The sequence below is a fragment of the Variovorax ureilyticus genome, assembly GCF_037889935.1.
Classification (GTDB): Bacteria; Pseudomonadota; Gammaproteobacteria; order Burkholderiales; family Burkholderiaceae_C; genus Variovorax; species Variovorax ureilyticus.
Genome location: NZ_JBBKZU010000018.1, coordinates 101,091 through 114,784, shown reverse-complemented (window position 1 = coordinate 114,784; position 13,694 = coordinate 101,091). Strand labels below are relative to the sequence as shown.

Annotated in this window: 13 protein-coding genes and 2 pseudogenes; 1 reads left to right on the top strand and 14 read right to left on the bottom strand. The window is 66.6% G+C overall.

Annotated features, from left to right (window positions below):
- The 12 genes and pseudogenes from WKW77_RS29840 to napE all read right to left on the bottom strand — a co-directional run.
- Positions 1-138: pseudogene (locus tag WKW77_RS29840) on the bottom strand (DsbE family thiol:disulfide interchange protein); the annotation flags it as partial.
- Complete coding sequence (locus WKW77_RS29835) at positions 135-2,126, bottom strand: heme lyase CcmF/NrfE family subunit (protein ID WP_340360505.1); 1,992 nt, start codon at positions 2,124-2,126, stop codon at positions 135-137. The pseudogene WKW77_RS29840 and the gene WKW77_RS29835, both read right to left, overlap by 4 nt.
- Positions 2,123-2,605, bottom strand: a complete 483-nt coding sequence (gene ccmE / locus WKW77_RS29830) for a cytochrome c maturation protein CcmE (protein WP_340360504.1) — start codon at positions 2,603-2,605, stop codon at positions 2,123-2,125. The genes WKW77_RS29835 and ccmE overlap by 4 nt, the downstream gene beginning before the upstream one ends.
- Positions 2,602-2,742 carry a heme exporter protein CcmD gene (gene ccmD / locus WKW77_RS29825; protein ID WP_340360503.1) on the bottom strand — a complete coding sequence of 47 codons (141 nt, stop codon included), beginning with the start codon at positions 2,740-2,742 and terminating at the stop codon, positions 2,602-2,604. Before ccmD ends, ccmE begins: the two co-directional genes overlap by 4 nt.
- 15 nt (positions 2,743-2,757) lie before the next feature.
- A complete protein-coding gene (ccmC, locus tag WKW77_RS29820) occupies positions 2,758-3,519 on the bottom strand; it encodes a heme ABC transporter permease CcmC (protein ID WP_340360502.1) in 762 nt (253 codons plus the stop codon).
- 6 nt (positions 3,520-3,525) lie between these two features.
- Positions 3,526-4,194, bottom strand: coding sequence for a heme exporter protein CcmB (gene ccmB / locus WKW77_RS29815; protein WP_340360501.1), 669 nt, complete (start codon positions 4,192-4,194; stop codon positions 3,526-3,528).
- 4 nt (positions 4,195-4,198) lie between these two features.
- Positions 4,199-4,843, bottom strand: coding sequence for a cytochrome c biogenesis heme-transporting ATPase CcmA (gene ccmA / locus WKW77_RS29810; protein ID WP_422823292.1), 645 nt, complete (start codon positions 4,841-4,843; stop codon positions 4,199-4,201).
- A gap of 3 nt (positions 4,844-4,846) precedes the next feature.
- The gene (locus WKW77_RS29805; protein ID WP_340360500.1) at positions 4,847-5,434 is read right to left on the bottom strand and encodes a cytochrome c3 family protein; all 588 of its coding nucleotides are present in this window, start codon (positions 5,432-5,434) and stop codon (positions 4,847-4,849) included.
- A 12-nt stretch (positions 5,435-5,446) separates the two neighbouring features.
- Positions 5,447-5,953, bottom strand: coding sequence for a nitrate reductase cytochrome c-type subunit (locus WKW77_RS29800; protein WP_340360499.1), 507 nt, complete (start codon positions 5,951-5,953; stop codon positions 5,447-5,449).
- Positions 5,954-5,964: 11 nt separating this feature from the next.
- Positions 5,965-8,457 (bottom strand): periplasmic nitrate reductase subunit alpha, encoded by a 2,493-nt coding sequence (napA, locus tag WKW77_RS29795; RefSeq protein ID WP_422823291.1) that lies wholly within the window; start codon positions 8,455-8,457, stop codon positions 5,965-5,967.
- Positions 8,441-8,767: a chaperone NapD gene (locus WKW77_RS29790; RefSeq protein ID WP_340360498.1), complete on the bottom strand. Its 327-nt coding sequence runs from the start codon at positions 8,765-8,767 to the stop codon at positions 8,441-8,443. The genes napA and WKW77_RS29790 overlap by 17 nt, the downstream gene beginning before the upstream one ends.
- 88 nt (positions 8,768-8,855) lie before the next feature.
- On the bottom strand, positions 8,856-9,020 hold the full coding sequence (gene napE / locus WKW77_RS29785; protein ID WP_340360497.1) for a periplasmic nitrate reductase, NapE protein: 165 nt from the start codon (positions 9,018-9,020) through the stop codon (positions 8,856-8,858).
- 314 nt (positions 9,021-9,334) lie between these two features.
- Here napE and WKW77_RS29780 point away from each other — a divergent pair, with 314 nt between their 5' ends.
- The gene (locus tag WKW77_RS29780) at positions 9,335-11,071 is read left to right on the top strand and encodes an IS1634 family transposase (protein ID WP_340360496.1); all 1,737 of its coding nucleotides are present in this window, start codon (positions 9,335-9,337) and stop codon (positions 11,069-11,071) included.
- Between the two features lie 277 nt (positions 11,072-11,348).
- Here the strand turns inward: WKW77_RS29780 and WKW77_RS29775 are convergent.
- Positions 11,349-12,343, bottom strand: a pseudogene (locus tag WKW77_RS29775) (NnrS family protein).
- Positions 12,344-12,544: 201 nt separating this feature from the next.
- Entirely contained in the window at positions 12,545-13,693 is a 1,149-nt protein-coding gene (locus WKW77_RS29770; protein WP_340360495.1) for a hypothetical protein, read from the bottom strand.
- Position 13,694: the final 1 nt, after the last annotated feature.

Genomic DNA, 13,694 nt, shown 5'->3' with positions numbered 1-13,694 from the left:
GAGCAGCGGCAGCTCGAAGGCGGGCGCGGGCTTGCCGACCAGCGGCGAAGGGAGCGCGCGCGGGTCGCGGCTCAGCCCGGCCGCGAGCGCGATGGCCAGTGCGAGGAACACACCGAGCGGCAGCAGGAAGCGGGTCATGCCTGTGCCTCGCCGGGTAAGAGGGCCGTGGGCGCAACGCTGCCGGCAACGCTCGCGCGTCTTGCCACTCGATAGCGCCGGTCGCTCGCGGCAAGCAGGCCGCCGATGGCCATCAGCAGGCAGCCGGCCCAGATCCAGCTGACGAAGGGCTTCACGTAGAGCCGCACCGCCCATCCGTGTTCCGCGAGCGATTCGCCGATGGCAACGTAGAGATCGCGCGTCAGGCCGACGTCGATGGCGGCTTCGGTGGTCGGCATCTGCTGGCTTCGGTAGACGCGCCGTTCCGGCGAGAGCGTTGCCATCGGGCGCCCGTCGCGTGTCACGGTCAGGGTGCCGACCAGTGCTTCGTAGTTGGGCCCGACGGCCGGCACCACGCCATCGAAGCGGAAGGCATGGCCCGCCACTTCCACCGTGTCGCCGATCTTCATCGGCCGCTCGCGCGTGCTCTCCTGGCTACTGACCAGCGTGACCCCGGCGATGAACACGCCCACGCCGGCATGGGCCAGCAGCATGCCGACATAGCCGGCCGGCAGCTGGCGAAGTGCGGCCACCCGGCGGCCGCCCTGATGGCGCAGGCGGTCCGCCAGGCTTGCGATTGCGCTGGCCACGGCCCAGCAGGCGAGCGTCAGCCCGAGCCCGGTCAGCGCAGAGGCATTTCGCAGCACCGTCAGAAGGCCCAGCGCGATCGCGAGACTTGCAACGGCGGACCAGCGCAGCCGCTTCGTCACATCCGCCAGCTCGCTCCTGCGCCAGCGCATCAGCGGCGCGGCCCCCATCAGCAGGACAGCGGGCGCCATCAGCGGCACGAAGACCTGTTCGAAATACGCCGGCCCGACGGAGATCTTGCCGAGGCCCAGCACATCGACCAGCAGCGGATAGAGCGTGCCGAGCAGCACCGTTGCGGCCGCCACCGCGAGCAGCACGTTGTTGGCCAGCAGCAGGGCTTCGCGCGACACCGCCGCGAACTCGGTGCGCCGTGCGAGGACGGGCGCGCGCATGGCAAAGAGCAGCAGCGCGCCGCCGGTCACCAGCCCGAGCAGTGCCAGGATGAAGGTGCCGCGCAGCGGATCGACGGCGAACGCATGCACCGACGTCAGCACCCCCGAGCGGACGAGGAAGGTGCCGAGGAGGCTCAGCGAGAAAGTGAAGATCGCGAGCAGCACCGTCCAGGCCCGGAACGCGCCTCGCTTCTCGGTGACGGCCAGCGAGTGGATCAGCGCGGTGCCGGCGAGCCAGGGCATGAAGGAGGCGTTCTCGACCGGGTCCCAGAACCACCAGCCGCCCCAGCCCAGTTCGTAATAGGCCCAGGCGCTGCCGAGCATGATGCCGGTGGTGAGGAAGGCCCACGCCGCCAACGTCCATGGCCGCGCCCAGCGTGCCCATGCAGCATCGAAGTGGCCGGAAGTCAGGGCCGCCACCGCGAAGGCGAAGCTCACGGAAAAGCCGACGTAGCCCATGTAGAGCATCGGCGGATGCAGCACCATGCCGGGGTCCTGCAGCAGCGGATTGAGATCGCGTCCTTCCATCGCAGGCGGCAGCAGTCGCAGGAAGGGGTTGGACGCGAACAGCAGGAAGAGCAGGAATCCGACGCTCATCGCACCCATGACGCCGAGCACGCGCGCCGCCATGGCAGGCGGCAAGCGCCGGCTGAAGATCGACACCGCGACAGACCAGAGCGAGAGCATCAGCGTCCACAGCAGCATGGAGCCTTCGTGCGAACCCCAGACCGCCGTGATGCGGTAGGCCAGCGGCAGGGCGCTGTTGGAGTTGGATGCCACGTAGCGCACGCTGAAGTCGTTGTCCACGAAGGCCCAGGTAAGAGAGACGAACGCCCCCAGCACCAGCGCGCCCTGCAGGCGGGCGGCGGGCCGGGCCACGGCCATCCAGCCGCTTCTGCCGGTGGCCGCGCCAGCGAGCGGCAACACGGCTTGCAAAGTCGCCACGAGCAGCGCGACGATGAGGCAGAAGTGGCCGAGCTCCGCGTTCATGGCTTCTTCGCATGTTCCGGCGTGGCGTCGCCCGCCTCGACCATCTGGCGTCGCACCTGGTCGGCCTTCTTTAGCGCATCCGCAGCTTCGGGCGGCATGTAGTTCTCGTCGTGCTTCGCGAGCACCTCCTTCGCGACGAAGACGCCGTCGCCGCCGAACCTGCCGTTGGCGACCACGCCCTTGCCTTCGCGGAAGAGATCGGGCAGGAGCCCGTGATAGACCACCGGCACGGTGTGCGCGGTATCGGTCACGACAAAGCGCACCGTGAGGCCGTCGCCTTCGCGCCGGAGCGATCCCGTTTCGACCAGGCCCCCTAGACGGAAGGTGCGCGCGGCCGGTGCTTCGTGGGCCGCGACCTGCGAAGGGCTGAAGAAGAAAACGAGGTTCGACCGGAAGGCATTGAGCACCAGCGCCACCGCCACCCCCGCAGAGGCGAGCGCCGCGACCAACATGAAGAGACGTCGTCGTCGAACGGTCATGGGCGATCGACTCCCGCTGCCTTGAAGCGCAGCCGCAGTGCGGCAAGTTCGACCGCGACCAGCACCGCCGTGATGCCGAAGGCCGCGCCCACATAGCTCGCGTGGCCGCCCGATAGAAGTTGTGCAAACCAGTCCATGCGCTTCTTTCCGGATTAATCGCCCAGCACGCGGCGTTCACGCAGGATGCATCGCACCCTCACCAACGCAACCGCGATCGAGTACATCCAGCAGGCCAGCGTCATCAGCAGCATGCCGGCGAGCATCGTCATCGCCATCGACGGCGCCGCGGTGAGGCTGACGGATGCGCCCTGGTGCAGCGTGTTCCACCAACGCACCGAGAAGTAGATGACCGGCACGTTCAGCGAGCCCACGAGCGCCAGCACCGCGCAGGCGCGCTCTGCGCGGCGTGGCTCGTCGATCGCCGCTTCGAGCGCCATGTAGCCGAGGTACAGAAAGAGAAGGAGCAACTCCGAAGTGAGCCGCGCGTCCCACACCCACCATGTGCCCCATGTGGGCTGCCCCCACAGCGCACCGGTGGCCAGCGAGATCGCGGTGAACATCGCACCGGTGGGCGCGAGCGCCGATGCCATCATGGACGAGAGCCGCGTGTGGAACACCAGGGCCAGCGCCGAGTACATCGCCATCACGAGGTAGATGAACATCGACATCCACGCCGCCGGCACGTGGATGAAGATGATGCGGTACACCTCGCCCTGCTGCGCGTCGGTCGGTGCGACGAGGAAGCCGACGTAGAGGCCCGCGAGCGCGAACACGACCGCGGTGGCTAAGAACCACGGCGCGAGCCGGCGCGCGAGCGGATCGAAGCGCCGCGGCGAGGCCAAGGCGAACCATCGCCAGCGGGAAGGGTTTGCCGCTTCAGCGGCGCGGGGGGATGCGTTCAGCAGATGGCTCATCGACGTTCACTCCATCGCGATGCGCAGCCCGGCCGCAGTGGCGATCGGACAAAGGAACAGGGACAGGGCGAGGCACGCGCCCAGCAAGGAGAGCTGCGGTGCCACGTCGAGCCCGGCGTCGGCCGCCGCGCCGGCGCCCGCGCCGAAGATCAGCACCGGCACGCACAGCGGCAGCACGAGGATGCACAGCAGGACCGCGCCCCCGCGCAAGCCCAGCGTGAGCGCTGCGCCGACGCCGCCGATGAGACTGAGTACCGGTGTGCCGATGAGCAGCGAGACGGCGAGCAGCAGGGCCGAAGACACGGGAAGCCCGTACTGCTGCGCGAGCAGGGGCGTGAGCAGCATCAGCGGCAGGCCGCTGGTCACCCAGTGCGCGCAGATCTTGGCAAGCACCAGCAGCGCCAGCGGGTGCGGCGAGAGCAGGAGCTGGTCGAGGCTGCCGTCCGCGTATTCCTGCGAGAACAGGCGCGACAGCGACAGCATCGACGCGAGCAGCGCCGCGACCCACAGGATGCCCGGTGCGAGCGCGCGCAACTGCGCCGGATCGGGCCCGATCGCCAGCGGGAACAGGCTGCTCGCGATCACGAAGAACAGCAGGCACGACAGGATACTGCCGCGCCGCCGCCAGGCGAGCGAAACGTCGTGCAGCACGATGGCGCTGAAGAGCCTGGCCATGCGCCTACCCGCCCAGGTGCAGCGCGCGGCCACGGGCGGCCAGCGGCTGGTGCGTGGCGACGACCGCGATGCCGCCCGCGCGCAGGTGCCCATCGAGTTGCGCGTGGAAGCATTCGCCGGCTTGCTCGTCGAGCGAGGTCAGAGGCTCGTCGAGCAGCCACAGCGCGCGCGGCAGCAGCGCGAGGCGGGCGAGCGCCACTCGGCGCCGCTGGCCTTGCGACAGCGTCCGCACGGGCGCCTGCATTGATTTCGCCATGCCAAACGATGTCAATGCGGTTTCGATTCCCTCGACCGTCGGTGTTGCGCCCGCCACGCGCATCGCGAACTGCAGGTTCTGGGTGGCGTTCAGGTCCGGGTCGATGCCATCGGTGTGCCCCACGTAGGCGAGTGATTGCAGGTAGCCCGATTCGCCGCTTCGAACCGGCCGGTCGCACCAGCGCAGCTCTCCTTCCGCCGGCGGCAGAAGGCCGCTCAGCACGCGCAGCAGGCTGGTCTTGCCGCTGCCGTTGGCACCGGTCACCTGCAGAAGCTCGCCGGGGCCGAGCTTGAAATCGATGCCGCTGAAAACAGGTCGCCCGGCGCGGCTGAAACCGAGCCCGCGGGCCGAGAGGCCGGATTCGATGACGGGGTCGTCTGAGCGATCAGGCACGCGCTAGGGTTCCTTTGCCTGGGCCACGTCGGGCAGGCGATGGGCAATGCCCTTGTGGCAATCGATGCAGGTCTTCTCGCCGCTCGCAAGGATGGTGGAGTGCATGGCCTGTGCGCGCGGGCTCTGGCGCGTGAAGTCCATCGACTGGTAGTCGTGGCAGTTGCGGCATTCGAGCGAGTCGTTGGCCTTCATGCGCTCCCACTCGTGCTGGGCCAGCACCAAACGGTGGTCGAGGAACTTCTCGCGTGTGCTGATGGTGCCGAAGATCTTGCCCCATACCTCCTTCGACGCCTGCATCTTCCGAGCGATCTTGCTGGTCCAGTTGTGCGGCACGTGGCAGTCGGGGCATCGTGCGCGCACGCCGCTGCGATTGGTGTAGTGGATGGTGGTCTGCAACTCGGGGTACACGTTGTCGCGCATCTCGTGGCAGCCGGTGCAGAAGGCCTCGGTGTTCGTCAGTTCGAGCGCGGTGTTGAACGCACCCCAGAAGATCACCCCGGCGACGAAGCCGCCCAGCGTGAGAAAGCCCAGGCTGAAATAGGCGCTGGGCCGGTTGATCGTGATCCAGTAGCGCTTGATCAGCTTGAACATGGCCGGCCCGCGCTACTTGGTCGAGCCCAGCACGCCGGGCTTGCGCTTCAGGAGCTGTTCCACGTCGACGAAGTTGTTGCCGATGAGTGGCTTCGCATCCGCCTGCGCCACATGGCACTGGGTGCAGAAGTAGCGGCGCGGCGAGACGTCGGCCAGCATGTTGCCGTTGCGGTCCTGGTAGTGCGTGATGCTCACCGGGATCGCGCCGGTCTCCTGTGTGCGCGTGCGCGCGTGGCAGAACATGCAGCGGTTGAATTCCTTGTCGACCTGGTAGCCGTCGATGGTGTGCGGGATGGTCGGCGGCTGCATCGCGAAGTTCCGGGTGCGCCGGACGTCCTTGTTCTCAGTCGGGAAGATCGGCGGCGGCTTGGTCTGCTCGGGGATGGGCGTCGCGCCGCGCATCGGATCGACAAGGCCCTGCGAATGCGCGGCGGACGCGAAGAGCAGGGCGGAGAACACCGCGAGCAGCAGGACGCAGAGGGTGCTGTGAAAGGTCCAGGATCGGCTGAGCTTCGTCATGGCTGGGACTCCTAGACTTTCGTGATCCTGACCGCGCACTTCTTGAAGTCCGTCTGCAACGAGATCGGACAGGTCGCATCCAGCGTGACCTTGTTGATCAACTGGCTCGCGTCGAACCATGGCACGAACACCAGCCCCTGCGGCGGCATGTTGCGCCCTCGTGTCTCGACCCGCGTGCGCATCTTGCCGCGCCGCGAGGCGATCTCGACCTCGACGCCACGGCGCAGACCGAGCGTCTTCGCATCCTCGGGGTGCATGAAGCACACGGCGTTCGGCACCGCGCGGTAGAGCTCGGGCACGCGCCGCGTCATCGAGCCCGAATGCCAGTGCTCGAGCACGCGCCCCGTCGCGAGCCAGAACGGATATTCCTTGTCCGGCGACTCCGCCGGCGGCTCGTAGGGCAGCGCGAAGATCACCGCCTTGCCGTCCGGGTTGCCGTAGAACTGGAAGCCGGTGCCTGGCTTCACGTAGGGGTCGCTGCCTTCGCGGTAGCGCCAGAGCGTTTCTTTGCCGTTGACCACCGGCCACCGCAGCCCGCGTGCCTCGTGGTACATGTCGAAAGGCGCGAGGTCATGGCCATGGCCACGGCCGAACATCGCGTATTCCTCGAACAGCCCCTTCTGGATGTAGAAGCCGAAGGCCTTCGCCTCGGCATTGGCGTATTCGGGGTCGGTGTCCTTCAGCGGGAACTTGTCGACCTGCCCGTTGCGGAAGAGCACGTCGAACATCGTCTTGCCCTTGACCTCGGGCTGCTTCTCGATGAGCTCCGCCGGCCACACCTCCTCGATCTTGAAGCGCTTGGAGAACTCCACGAGTTGCCAGAGATCGGAGCGCGCCTCTCCCGGGGCATCGACGAGCTGGTGCCAGAACTGCGTGCGGCGCTCGGCATTGCCATAGGCGCCTTCCTTCTCGACCCACATCGCGCTGGGCAGGATGAGGTCCGCGGCCAACGCAGTCACTGTCGGATAGACATCCGACACCACGACGAAGTTGTCCGGGTTGCGGTACCCCGGCCAGCCTTCCTGCTGCAGATTGGCCGCTGCCTGCATGTTGTTGTTGACCTGTACCCAGTAGGCGTTGAGCTTGCCGTCCTTGAGCATGCGGTTCTGCAGTACCGCGTGGTAGCCCGGCTTGTCGGGGATGGTGCCCGCGGGCAGCTTCCAGATTTCTTCGGCGTGCTCGCGGTGCTTCGGGTTCGCCACCAGCAGGTCGGCAGGCAGGCGGTGCGAAAAGGTGCCGACCTCGCGCGCGGTGCCGCAGGCCGAAGGCTGGCCGGTGAGCGAGAAGGGGCTGTTGCCCGGCGTCGCGATCTTCCCCGTCAGCAGGTGCAGGTTGTAGACCATGTTGTTGGCCCAGGTCCCGCGCGTGTGCTGGTTGAAGCCCATTGTCCACAACGACATCACCTTGATGTTCGGGTCCGCATACAGCTCCGCGAGCCGGTCGAGATGCTCGCGCGAAACGCCCGAGAGCTTGGTGACGTAGGCGGCGTCGTATTTGGAGACGAACTTCGCGAAGTCCTCGAAGGTGATCGGCGTGGACGCATTCGGATCGCCGGCGTTCTTGGCTTCCTTCTGCAGCGGGTGCTCGGGCCGCAGGCCATAGCCGATATCCGTCACGCCCTGCTTGAACACGGTGTGCTTGTTGACGAAGTCCTGGTTGACCTTGTTGTTGCGGATCAGGTAGTTGGCGATGTAGTTCATGATCGCCAAGTCGGTCTGCGGCTTGAAGATGATCGGCAGGTCCGCGAGGTCGAAAGAGCGGTGGGTGAAGGTCGACAGCACCGCCACCTTCGTCTTCGGCGCACTCAGGCGCCGGTCGGTGACGCGGGTCCACAGGATCGGGTGCATCTCTGCCATGTTGGAGCCCCACAGCACGAAGGCATCGGCGGCTTCGAAGTCGTCGTAGCAGCCCATCGGCTCGTCGGCGCCGAAGGTGCGCATGAATCCGGTGACCGCCGAGGCCATGCAGTGCCGCGCGTTGGGGTCGATGTTGTTGGAGCGGAAGCCGGCCTTGTAGAGCTTCGAGGCGGCGTAGCCTTCCCAGATCGTCCATTGGCCCGAGCCGAACATGCCGATCGCGGTCGGCCCCTTTTCCTTGAGCACGCGCTTGAACTGCTGCTCCATGAGGTCGAAGGCCTGGTTCCAAGTGACGGGCTTGAACTCTCCGTCCTTGTCGTACTTGCCGTTCTTCTGGCGCATCAGCGGCTGGGTCAGCCGGTCGCCGCCGTACATGATCTTCGAGAGGAAGTAGCCCTTGACGCAATTCAGGCCCTTGTTGACCTCGGCCTGCGGATCGCCCTGCGTCGCAACCACCTTGTTGTCCTTGACCGCGACGGTCACGCCGCATCCTGTGCCGCAGAAACGGCATGGCGCCTTCGACCACTTGAGCTTGGTCATGTCGCCGTCGGTGACGAAGTTCGCCGCCTCGGCCGGCAGCGTCACGCCGGCCACCGATGCCGTGGCGGCGACCGCGGTGCGTTTGATGAAGTCACGGCGCGTGGTCATCAGTCATCTCCTCCTCCATGGAATCGGCGTCCTCGTTGTGCTGATAGACGAGGGCGGCGGACAGAACACCGTCCAGTCGATGCAGGTATTCGAGGTGAGCGGCGATTGCGCGCATGGTGGGCGCCTCGAGCGTCACCACCAGCTTGCCCGCGTCGTTGCCCGCATGGATCTCGGCGCCGGCCATGGCCTCGATGGCGGAGCGCACTGGATCGAGCCTCGCCGGATCGGCATGCACGACGACGCCCGCGATATGCCATTCGTCGGCATGCCGTTCGGGCTCGATGGGAATGAGGCGCTTGGCAACTGCCACTGTCGATCTCCTCCTGTTGGGAACATGGGTGTGCGGAGCCGCGGGCAGAAGGCGCCCGGCCGCTTTCGATTGCACCCGCGCACCGTCGTTAGTGCGTAGGAGGGCCACTCACGAGCTGGTACATCCAGACAAGGAATCCGTAGCCGCCGACGACGATCACGGACAGGACCGGAACCATGACGGCCGTCAGGAAGAGGAAGCTGCGAAGCTCCTCTTTCTTGCGCTGCGGATCGAGCGCACCCTTGATTTCCATCGTGGTCGTCCTTGTTGTGTGGATCAACCCTGCTGGCTGATGAGCAGTACGACGCAAATTAGAGGCACGCGACAGTGACTTGTCAATAAAGACAATACGCACTCTTGAGCTTGCCACCGCTCGCACCAAAGGGCAATTGACGGCTGCGGGTGACCTCGGCTAGCCCGAAGTTCCCCGCCCGCTGTAGTCACTCCAACGGCGGCAAGTACTTGTCGCGCTTGATGAATCCTCCTTTGTGGAGGATTTTTTCGGGCAATACATGTAGGCACTAAATCGACTTGCATACTTCGCATTCGTCGACTAGATTTCTCTTTATGGCAGCCCGTACCGGTACCGCTCACGTCGTCACTACGACGCGCACCTACAAGGATCAGGTCTACCGCACCCACCTGCTGCGCCGCAGCTATCGCGAGAACGGTAAGGTCAAGAACGAGACCCTGGGCAACCTGTCGCACCTGCCCGATGAACTCATCGAGATCATCCGCCGCTCACTGCAGGGCGAGACCTTCGTGCCGGCAGCCTCGGCGTTCGAGATCACGCGCTCGCGTCCCCACGGCCATGTACAGGCCGCGGGCGCTGCGATGGCCGGCCTGGAGATGGCCTCGCTGCTCGCCTCCAAGCCCTGCCGCGAACGCGACTTGGTGCTGGCGATGATCGCCTCGCGCATCGCAGCACCCCACACCAAGCTGGCCACCACGCGCTGGTGGCACACCACGACGCTGGCCGAGGACTTCGACGTGGCACAGGCCGACGAGGACGACCTGTATGCCGCCATGGACTGGCTGCTCGCGCGCCAGGATCGCATCCAGAAGAAGCTCGCCTCGCGCCACCTGAGCGCTGGCGCCCTGGTGCTGTACGACCTGTCCTCCAGCTACTTCGAAGGCAGCAGCTGCCCTCTGGCCAAGCTCGGCTACAGCCGCGACGGCAAGAAGGGCCTGCTGCAGGTCAACTACGGCCTGCTCACCGATGCGCGCGGCTGCCCAATGGCTGTATCGGTGCACGAGGGCAACGTCGCCGACAGCCTGACCTTGCTGAGCGAGGTCCAGCGGCTGCGCGAAGACTTCGGCGTCCAGCAACTGGTGATGGTGGGCGACCGCGGCATGATCTCCAGCAAGGCCATCGAGGAGCTGCGCGAGACCGAGGGCGTGGGCTGGATCAGCGCATTGAAGAGCGTCTCGATCCGCGCGCTGCTCGAGCAGGGGCACCTGCAGCTGGGCCTGTTCGATGAGCGCAACCTGCTCGAGCTGAGCTCACCGGACTATCCCGGCGAGCGGCTGGTGGCGTGCCGCAATCCCGAACTCGCCCGGCTGCGCACGCACAAGCGCGAGGAGTTGCTCGCGGCCACCGAGGCCAACCTCCAGAGGATCAAGGCCCGCGTGGACGCGGGCAAGCTCGCCGGCAAGGATGAGATCGGCCTGCGCGTGGGCAAGGTCGTCAACCAGTACAAGGTCGCCAAGCACTTCGAGCTGACCATCGGCGAGCACGCCTTCACCTTCGCGCGCAAGCACGAGGCCATCGCTGCCGAGGCGGCACTGGACGGCATCTACATCATCCGCACCTCGGTGAGCGCCGCGCAGATGGACTCGGCCGACTGCGTGCGCAACTACAAGTCCCTGGCCAATGTCGAGCGGGCGTTCCGCTCGCTCAAGACGATCGACCTGAAGGTGCGCCCGATCCACCACCGCACCGCCGATCGGGTGCGTGCGCACATCTTCCTGTGCATGCTCGCCTACTATGTCGAGTGGCACATGCGCGAGGCCTGGCGCGAGTTGATGTTCGCCGACACCGACCAGATTGCCAAGGCCACGCGTGACCCCGTGGCACCGGCCACGCGTTCCAAGACGGCACTGACCAAGGCAGCCCGTCACACGCTCGATGACGGCACCCCCGTGCACAGCTTCTCCACCCTCATGGCCGAGCTCGCCACCATCGTGCGCAATACATGCCGCACCCCACAGGCCGGCCCTGAGGCGCCCACCTTCGAGCTCCTCACCAACGCGCAGCCACTGCACCTGCGCGCCCTCGCGCTCGTGCAAAACATCAAACCGTAGACAGAAAACCTCCTCGCCAACTCAAGCAAGTGCTTGAGTCACAAGGGAATCTCGTTCATTGCTGCGGGGAACTTCGGGCTAGCGGGCTTTTGTTTGCCGGCGTTCCACCCTTCATCTCGTCCACGGCTGCCATGTCTGTTTCGCGCTGAAGCGAAATCTGTTCAAGCGCAGAGTATCTTGTTCGACGAACTGGTCGCGGTGTGGAACCATCGACCGGCCACGCCGAGGCAGCTGCCGCCGGGCGCGGAGGTCGCTCAAAGGCAATGCAGGCGATGTGTCAGCCGGGTTTGCCGTCCAGGCGCGGCCGGGTGAGCATGGGCCAGTAGTGCGCCGCATACAGCCCGAAGCCCAGTGTCCAGGCTGCGGCAGAACAAAGCACTGCAGCAACGGTCTGCGACGGTGCGATGAGCGGCACGAGAACCCGCACCAGCGCGGCCACCAGGACCAGGACGAAGCTGGCGGTGTCGATCCGGTCGGCGCGCAGGATCCGGCCCGTGTGACCTCGCGCCGTGCGGACCATCATCCCGATGATGAGTCCCCCGGCCGCCCCCACGGTGAGCGCGTGGGTTGCAATCGATGAAGACACCCAGCCGGGCGGCGCCAGCGCCCTCAGCGCAAGGTGGACGGGAATCCACGCATATGCGACGTGCAGCACCAGTACCAGCGTGTTGCCAGCGTCTTCCAGGGCCGCCAGAGCAACCAGCGCGCAAGATGCGCGAGCGCCGCCGGGATCGCGATGGCGAGCACCACGAGCGGCGGCAAGCCCAAGGCATCGACGACCAGCAACGCGACCAGTGAGCCCAGCGCCGCCTTCTCGACCAGGGGGCGCCGGGTTGCATTGGCACCAGAGACCCCATTGTTGGTGAACATCGGGATCACCCGGCCGCCCATGACCGCCATGATGAAAAGCAGCACATCCAGTGCGACCTGGATTCCGATCCAGGCCGTCGTTCGAATGATTCCAAGGGCCGAGAGATGGAAGGCGAATGCGGCGCCCGACAGCATCAGCAGCAACCCGATGAAGAAATAGTTGCGATGGTTGCGTGCAGTCACCAGGGGAATGGCCAGCGCCACAGCGCAGGCCAACGGGAATGCCGCGTTGACGACGGCGGCCGGCCAGGCGAAGGGCGTGAGTACCAGGATGCGGCCCGCCACCCAGAGGACCGCCAAGGCAGCCAGTGGCAGTCCTGTGGGCGTCGGCTGGCCGGACCAGGTGCGCCCCGCGGTGAATAGGAAACCGACGATCACGGCGAGGGCAAAGCCGAACAGCATTTCGTGCGCATGCCACAGCGGGCCCTGGAGATACGCCCGTGGGAGGCCAGCCGGCGAACTGCGTCGCCCACAGGCCGATGGACAGCGCGGCGAAGGCGCTGGCGAGCAGATAGAACGGCCGGAAACCGAGCTGCCAGAGGGCAAAGACAGGCGCTTGTACGGCGGGTGTTTGCGCGCTCTCGATGGCGGTGAAGCGAGCCATTACCGGGTCTTTCTGGCGCGGGCAACGCCGTGTTGGAATCGCCACGCCACGGCCGCACCGGCCATCGTGACGGCGAAGAAGCCGATCGTTGCCGCGTTGAGCGAGGCGCCGGCAGCGCGCAGCGGTTGGCTGAAGAAACCCATGACGAGCCGGGTCAGAAGCGACAGGTGCAGGGCGGCCGGTGGCAGGTAGAAGAAGGCGCCGAACTGGAGCTTGACCCGTGCGATCGCGGGCAGCACGACCGGCGCGTGCCCCATCATCATGCTGAGGACGAAGCCGAGCCCCAGCGCGTGCAGCGCCGCATCGCGGGTGGGCCATCCGAGCGCCGTCGTGGCCCACGCCGCGCCGGCGACTGCCAGCCAGGCATAGCCGCCCAGAAGACAGATCGCCATGTAGCGGCTGATGCCGTGCGCGAACGCCGTGCGTCGCGCGACATCGAGGCACACCAGCCACAGAGCGAGCAGCACGAGCGCCGTGCCATAGACCAGCCCCCCGATGCGCGGTGCCACACCCGAGCATGCGGCGCCGAACAGCAACAGGGACAGAACCGCGTGGAGCGCGACGTTGGCGCCAGGGCGCTGCCGCATGAGCCGCGTCATTTCGAGGCGTTCGGCGGCGATCGTCATGATGAGAAAGGCGAACCACCACGGGAAGACGGCGGCGCCATCCCGGCCCGCTGCAAACAGGAGATTCCCGACGAGCCAGGCGGCCGCGCCGACGAACAGCAGGAGGGTGTGGGCCGCGCGCTGGCGCCGCACGAGCACCGCATTGACCGCGAGAAAGGACAGCGCTGCCGCCGCGCCGAGCCATGCGCCGACAGCCTGCCGCCCGAGGATCAGGCACAGCGCGCCGAAGCCGGACGCGAGGGGCGCGAAGAAAGCCGCCGGATGCTTGACGGCCACTGCGCGTTCGAGGCCGATGACCGTGCCCAGAAAACCGCAAATCATGAGCGCCGCATGCACCAGCAGCACCTGGCCGGTCCAGGGGAAGGAAAGCGGATCCGGCAGCGCGACGCCCAGTCGCCAGAGTCCCCCCGCGACACCGCTCACCAGCGACCCGGCCACCAGCGCACCGAAGACAAGGCGCGCGAAGATCCGCGGGCTGGATGTCAATGTCTGGCGGCGGCCTCGGACGGCGGGTCGTTCCACG